Source organism: Streptomyces sp. MZ04 (assembly GCF_004684775.1).
Classification (GTDB): domain Bacteria; phylum Actinomycetota; class Actinomycetes; order Streptomycetales; family Streptomycetaceae; genus Streptomyces.
In genome coordinates this window covers 1-5,711 of the sequence record NZ_SRIC01000411.1, presented here as the reverse complement: position 1 = coordinate 5,711, position 5,711 = coordinate 1, and the positions used below count along the sequence as shown (strand labels likewise).

At 71.0% G+C, this 5,711-nt stretch carries 6 protein-coding genes; 4 read left to right on the top strand and 2 right to left on the bottom strand.

The window, feature by feature from the left end; all coding sequences use genetic code 11:
• Positions 1 to 1,457 (bottom strand): PLP-dependent aminotransferase family protein (locus E2651_RS40660; RefSeq protein WP_135336301.1); only part of this gene is annotated, 1,457 nt, incomplete at its 3' end.
• Positions 1,458 to 1,521: 64 nt separating this feature from the next.
• On the opposite strand from E2651_RS40660, the gene E2651_RS40655 reads away from it, so the two are divergent.
• The 4 genes from E2651_RS40655 (at position 1,522) to E2651_RS40640 (ending at position 5,079) form a co-directional block, all read left to right on the top strand.
• Positions 1,522 to 2,283 (top strand): hypothetical protein, encoded by a 762-nt coding sequence (locus tag E2651_RS40655; RefSeq protein WP_245239519.1) that lies wholly within the window; start codon positions 1,522 to 1,524, stop codon positions 2,281 to 2,283.
• Positions 2,280 to 3,047, top strand: a complete 768-nt coding sequence (locus tag E2651_RS40650) for a glycerophosphodiester phosphodiesterase (RefSeq protein ID WP_135336300.1) — start codon at positions 2,280 to 2,282, stop codon at positions 3,045 to 3,047. The genes E2651_RS40655 and E2651_RS40650 overlap by 4 nt, the downstream gene beginning before the upstream one ends.
• 48 nt (positions 3,048 to 3,095) lie before the next feature.
• Positions 3,096 to 4,448, top strand: a complete 1,353-nt coding sequence (locus tag E2651_RS40645; RefSeq protein ID WP_135336299.1) for an MFS transporter — start codon at positions 3,096 to 3,098, stop codon at positions 4,446 to 4,448.
• A gap of 256 nt (positions 4,449 to 4,704) precedes the next feature.
• A complete protein-coding gene (locus tag E2651_RS40640; RefSeq protein ID WP_030360404.1) occupies positions 4,705 to 5,079 on the top strand; it encodes an RNA polymerase-binding protein RbpA in 375 nt (124 codons plus the stop codon).
• An 81-nt stretch (positions 5,080 to 5,160) separates the two neighbouring features.
• Here the strand turns inward: E2651_RS40640 and fxsA are convergent.
• Positions 5,161 to 5,711 (bottom strand): FxsA family membrane protein (gene fxsA / locus E2651_RS40635; protein ID WP_135336298.1); only part of this gene is annotated, 551 nt, incomplete at its 5' end.

Here is a 5,711-nt window from a genome sequence, read left to right as displayed (position 1 = left end):
CCCGTCTCCACCAGTCGCGCCGCCGCGGCCAGTCGCGACGCCGCCTCGTCCGCCACCGCGCCTCCCACGGTGAACGGCAGCCGCACATACCCCTCGAACGCGCCGTCCACGCCGAAGCGTGGCCCTGACGGAACCCGGACTCCCACGCGTTCGCCGACCTCGGCGAGGCGGGAGCCGGAGATACCGCCGGTGCGTACCCAGAGGGTGAGGCCGCCGGCCGGGACCTCGAACTCCCAGCCGGGCAGTTCGCGGCGGACGGCGGCGACCAGGGCGTCGCGGTTCTCGCGCGCCTGGGCCCTGCGCACCTCCACGGCCGACTCCCAACCTCCGGTGTTCAGGAGCCAGTTCACGGCCAGCTGTTCCAGCACGGGGGTGCCCATGTCGGCGTACGCGCGGGCCGAGATCAGGCTGCGGATCACATCGGGGGCCGCCCGCACCCAGCCGATGCGCATGCCCGCCCAGAAGGCCTTGCTCGCCGAGCCGACGGTGATGACGGTCGAGCCCGCCGGGTCGAATCCGCAGACGGGGCGCGGCATCGGCAGGTCCGTGTCGAGCTGCAGTTCGCTCATCGTCTCGTCGACGACGAGGACGGTGCCCGATGAGCGGGCCGCATCGACGAGTTGGCGCCGCTGGTCCTCGTCGGCGAGGGCGCCGGTGGGGTTGTGGAAGTCGGCGACCACATAGGCGAGCCGGGGCGCGGCGTCGCGCAGTACTTGGCGCCAGCGGTCCATGTCCCAGCCGCCGAGTCCTTCGGCCATGGCGACGGGGACGAGACGGGCGCCCGTCTCGCGCATGAGCTGGAGGATGTTGGCGTACGACGGGGATTCGACGGCGATGCGTTCGCCGCGCGGCGCGAAGAGGTGGCAGATCGCGTCGATCGCGCCCATCGCGCCGGTCGTGACCATGATCTGTTCGGGCATGGTCGGGATGCCGCGCGCGGTGTAGCGCTCGGCGAGCATCTGGCGCAGTTCGGGCAGGCCTGCCGGGTAGTCGCCGTGGGTGTGCGCGTAGGGGGGCAGTTCCTCCAGGGCGCCCTGGACGGAGCGGGTGAGCCAGGGTTCGGGCGCGGGCAGGGCCGCACACCCGAGGTCGATCATCGAGCCGAGCGCTTCGGGCGGCAGTGGTTCGAGCCCGCGCGCGGGCAGCGGGTTTCCGGCCGGGACGGCGGTCCAACTGCCCGCTCCCCTGCGGGATTCGAGGAACCCTTCGGTGCGCAGCGCCTCGTACGCGGCGGCGACGGTGGTCCGGCTGACGGAGAGGGACACGGCCAGTTCGCGCTCGGCGGGCAGCCGGGCGGCGACGGGGACCCGGCCTTCGAGGACGAGCATGCGGATGCCGTCGGCGAGGGCGCGGTAGGCGGGCGGCCTGCGGCTGCCCGGGCCCGCGGGGCGGGTCTGCTGAGAGGTGAGCAGCCGGGCGAGTTGTGTGGCGCCCACCGCCGAAGTCCACTGAGCCATGATTCCCAGTCCACCTTCCTGGAATTGGCCATGGTTGGCATCCCTTTACAAGCCACAGAGTGTCATGCGTCAGGCCACTACCACTAGCGGGGGGCATTCCTTGTCCACGACGAAGCCCACGACGAAGCCCACGCCGGAGCCGACGCCGGAGCCATCGAGCACGGAGCGGCCACGTCCGGTGAAGCCGCATCTGGCGCGCCGGCTGATCCAGTTGTACGTCGGTCTGACGCTGTACGGGGCGAGCTCCGCGCTCCTGGTGGAGTCCGGGCTCGGCCTCGAACCGTGGAACGTGCTCCATCAGGGCATCGCCGAGCTGACCGGGATGTCCATCGGTGTCGTCTCCATCTTCGTGGGCGCCGCCGTGCTGCTGCTGTGGATCCCGCTCCGGCAGCGCCCCGGCCTGGGCACGGTGTCCAATGTCTTCGTCATCGGCCTGGCGATGGACGGCACCCTCGCGCTGCTGCCGGAGGCGCACGCGCTCGGCGCCCGTATCCCGCTCCTGGTGGCGGGCATCGTCCTGAACGGTGTGGCGACGGGCCTGTACATCTCGGCCAGGTTCGGGCCGGGGCCGCGGGACGGTCTGATGACGGGCCTGCATCAGCGCACGGGCCGCTCGATCCGGCTGATGCGGACGCTGATCGAGGTTGCGGTGGTGGCCACCGGCTTCGTGCTGGGCGGCACGGTGGGTGTGGGGACGATCCTTTACGCGCTGGCGATCGGGCCGCTCGCCCAGTTCTTCCTGCGCTTCTTCGCCGTCCCCGCTCCATCCGGGGGTGACGTGGTGGCCGCCGGCGGTCAACCGGAGCAGGCGATACTGCGGCGGTGACCCTGCGCGTACGCCATCCCTATCTCGACCATCCGGGCCCGCTCGCCTTCGCCCACCGCGGCGGGGCGGCCGACGGCCTGGAGAACACCGCGGCCGCGTTCCGGCGCGCCGTCGACCTGGGCTACCGGTACATCGAGACGGATGTGCACGCGACATCGGACGGAACGCTCGTCGCCTTCCACGACGCGACGCTGGACCGGGTGACGGACGCGGCTGGGCGGATCGCCGACCTGCCGTGGAGCGAGGTGCGCCACGCGCGCGTGGCGGGCAGTGAGCCCGTGCCCCTCTTCGAAGAGCTCCTGGAGTCGTTCCCGGACGTCCGCTGGAACGTGGACGTCAAGGCCGAGCCCGCCCTGCTCCCCCTGCTGGATCTGCTGCGCCGCACGGGCGCCTGGGACCGCGTGTGCGTGGGCTCGTTCTCCGAGGCCCGCGTGGCCAGGGCGCAGCGCCTCGCGGGACCGCGTCTGGCCACCTCGTACGGGACGCGGGGTGTTGCGGCGCTACGGCTGCGCTCCTACGGCCTGCCGGCCGCGGTGCGCGCCTCCGCGGTGTGCGCGCAGGTGCCCGAGACGCACGGCGGGATCCGGGTGGTCGACCGCCGATTCGTGCGTACGGCCCACGCGCGCGGCCTGCAGGTCCACGTCTGGACGGTCAATGACGCGGACCGTATGAGGGCCCTTCTCGACCTCGGAGTGGATGGCATCATTTCCGATCACATCGAGACGCTGCGCGAGGTGCTGAAGGACCGGGGCACCTGGGCCTGACCGCCTTGGCGGGGGCAGCGGACCACGGGGAACAGCGAGGGGGCACGGGTGAGCGACGACACCGTGCGGGCACTGCGGACGGCCGACGAGGAGGCCGCCGGGCGGCGGCGCGAGCAGCGCGGCTGGTACTTCTACGACTGGGCCTGTTCCGTCTACTCGACGAGCGTCCTGACGGTGTTCCTCGGCCCGTACCTGACGGAGATCGCCAAGGCGGCCGCGGACGCGGACGGATACGTCCACCCGCTGGGCGTCCCGGTCAGCGCCGGGTCGTTCTTCGCGTACACGGTGTCGGCGTCGGTGCTCGTGTCGATCTTCGTGATGCCGATGGCGGGGGCGGCCGCCGACCGTTCGGGCCGCAAGAAGCCGCTCCTTGCGGCGGCCGCCTATCTGGGGGCCGGGGCGACGGCGGGGATGTTCTTCCTGGACGGCGACCGCTACCTGCTCGGCGGGTTCCTGCTCATCGTCGCCAATGCCTCGCTCGCCGTGTCGATGGTGCTCTACAACTCGTATCTGCCGCAGATCGCGACACCCGAGGAGCGCGACGCGGTCTCCTCGCGCGGCTGGGCGTTCGGCTACGCGGCGGGCGCGCTCGTCCTGGTGGCGAATCTGGTCCTGTTCCTGGCGCACGACACCTTCGGTGTCTCCGAGGCGACGGCCGTGCGCATCTGTCTGGCGTCGGCGGGCGTGTGGTGGGGTGCGTTCACGCTCGTACCGCTGCGGAGGCTGCGCGACCGCGTGGCACCGCCTTCGGAGACGGCGGGACGCGGCTGGCGGCAGCTGGCGTCGACCGTGCGCGACATGCGCCGCCACCCGCACACCCTCGCCTTCCTCCTGGCGTACCTGGTCTACAACGACGGCGTGCAGACGGTGATCTCCCAGGCGTCCGTGTACGGCTCGGAGGAGCTGGGCCTGGGCCAGTCCACGCTGATCGTGGCGGTCCTGCTCGTGCAGCTCCTCGCGGTGGCGGGCGCGCTGGGCATGGGGCGGCTGGCTCGTACGTACGGGGCCAAGCGCACGATCATGGGCTCGCTGGTCGCCTGGACGGTGACGATCGGCGCCGGGTACTTCCTGCCGTCGGGGGCGCCGGTGTGGTTCTTCGTGCTCGCGGCCGGTATCGGTCTGGTGCTCGGCGGCACCCAGGCCCTCTCGCGGTCCCTGTTCTCGCATCTGGTGCCCGCGGGCAAGGAGGCCGAGTACTTCTCCGCGTACGAGATCAGCGACCGCGGCATGGCCTGGCTCGGGCCCCTGCTGTTCGGCCTGACGTACCAGCTCACGGGGAGCTATCGGGACGCGATCATCTCGCTCGTGGCCTTCTTCGTGATCGGTTTCGCGCTGCTCGCGCGGGTGCCCGTACGACGTGCGGTGCGCGACGCGGGGAATCTCGTACCCGACAGGATTTAGCAACTGAAGCCAAAGGCCGGTAGTGTACGCGTTTGGCCTACCAGGCGGACCGTTACTGCGCGATGAGCATTCAGAAACGCTGGGTGACATCTGTGACTAGATGTGACAAACCGGGCGCTGGTGGGTACAACAAGGGGCGGCATACGACGGCGACGCATGACCCTGAACGGGAATCTTTACCGCCGACCGGACGTTGACCGGATGACGACGACAGCGACACCTGTCCTGTGGGCGACAAGCCCGGGAGGCACGATTCATGAGTGAGCGAGCTCTTCGCGGCACGCGCCTCGTGGTGACCAGCTACGAGACCGACCGCGGCATCGACTTGGCTCCGCGCCAGGCCGTGGAGTACGCATGCCAGAACGGACATCGATTTGAGATGCCGTTCTCGGTAGAGGCGGAAATCCCGCCGGAGTGGGAGTGCAAGGTCTGCGGGGCCCAGGCACTCCTTGTTGACGGCGATGGACCTGAGGAGAAGAAGGGGAAGCCTGCGCGTACGCACTGGGACATGCTCATGGAGCGCCGTACTCGGGAGGAACTCGAGGAGGTCCTGGAGGAGCGCCTTGCGGTTCTCCGGTCAGGAGCCATGAACATCGCGGTGCACCCGCGGGACAGTCGCAAGTCCGCCTGACGGCGGACTGAACAACACCGCACATACGAAGGCCGGGGCCCTGCTGAGCAGGGCCCCGGCCTTCGTGCGTGCGTATGTGTGTCAGTGCGGGAGCTGCGGGTCGTCCGGGCGCGGTCCCCGGGTCGGCGGCTCGTCGTCCCTGATGACCTCGCCCTGGACGACCTTGCCGTCGGGGCGGTGCATGCGCGCCTGCTGGAAGGCGTCGCCGAGGCCGCCGGGGGTGGCCTCGCGGACCTTGCGCTCGATGGTCCGCTCCGCGAAACGGCTGACGGCCTTCTGGACGGGCGGCACCAGCAGAACCAGTCCCAGGGCGTCGGAGATCAGCCCCGGCAGGATGAGCAGCAGCCCGCCCAGCATCGTGAGGGCGTTGCCGCCGCCCCGCTCGGCGGTGGGGGCCGTCAGGCCGCTCTGCTGCTGTTGCAGCGTCTCGCTGAGCTCCCGGAAGGCCCGGCGTCCCGCGCGCTTGATGACCACGCCGCCGAGCACCACTCCGGCCACGAGCAGCAGGAAGACCGTGAGCCCGCCGGCGGCGCCCGCCACGACGGTCAGCAGCCAGATCTCCAGGACCAGCCACGCGGCGATGCCGAGCGGCAGGAACCTCAGGACGCGGGAGCGCCGGGGCCGGGCGGGTC

What these genes read in the sequence shown, in the direction of transcription:
- E2651_RS40655 (WP_245239519.1), top strand. Translation starts at nt 1,522, where the DNA reads ATGCGTCAGGCCACTACCACTAGCGGGGGGCATTCCTTGTCCACGACG.
- E2651_RS40640 (WP_030360404.1), top strand. Translation starts at nt 4,705, where the DNA reads ATGAGTGAGCGAGCTCTTCGCGGCACGCGCCTCGTGGTGACCAGCTAC.